The 389-nt window shown below is 44.7% G+C and carries 1 protein-coding gene; it reads right to left on the reverse strand.

What is annotated here, in order from left to right; genetic code table 11:
* Nucleotides 1–389: mucin-binding protein (locus tag AC6UD8_RS07040; protein ID WP_500699911.1), on the reverse strand; the 389-nt coding region annotated here is incomplete at both ends.

Here is a 389-nt window from a genome sequence, read left to right on the forward strand (position 1 = left end):
GATTGAACCACATCATCAGCTAGCTTGTTCCCATTCTTATCAACGTAGTGAATGGTTCTAGTAACGTTCTTAGTTAGGTCGGACTTGCTGGTTCCGTCAGGATACTTCGGTCCCGTTGGGTTGTTTGGATCCACTGGTTGACCTGGAGTTCCTGGATTGTCTGGCGTAACTTCCTTAGTCTTGTGTTTGAGCACAACCGTGAAGGTTGGGCCATCAGTATTAAAGGTAAAGCCATCCGCAGGGTATCCGTCGGATACCAATTCATATCCTTGCGCTTCTAACTTAGCAATTTCATCTTTCGTACTGTAGTCAGCCTTGCTACCAAACTTACCGTTAACGGTATCACTAGTGATAAGGGCATTACCTTTATCCTGATCCACGTAATTAAT

This window comes from Fructilactobacillus sp. X1R3C1 (genome assembly GCF_059901545.1).